Below are 278 nucleotides of genomic sequence, written 5' to 3'. Positions count from 1 at the left end.
GAATCATATTATTTCCAAGATCCATGTTGGAACCTGCATAAATACCACCCATGAAGCCTGAAGGCTTAGGTGTATCATCTTTACTGAAAAGTTTATCTTTTTTATTCGGATCAGTTATTTCAACCTTACTCGAAAAATTCCCAACTTGACCACCAATATAGAAACCTGTCCAAGAAAAAGCAGGCGCACTAATAACTGTTGGCGCTACTTCATGAGGAACGATAACATCAGCAGCTTGTGCTGCAGAAGCTGAAATCAAAGCGATAACAGAAGTCGTC

Annotated in this window: 1 protein-coding gene; it reads right to left on the bottom strand. The window is 39.6% G+C overall.

The features are described 5' to 3' along the window. The coding region (locus ACFIO5_RS13005; protein WP_375705634.1) for a porin at positions 1–278 on the bottom strand (278 nt) is incomplete at both ends.

The organism is Bartonella sp. AA86SXKL (genome assembly GCF_042196885.1).
The sequence above is the reverse complement of the archived record's forward strand: the minus strand, read 5'-3'. Positions and strand labels throughout refer to the sequence as shown.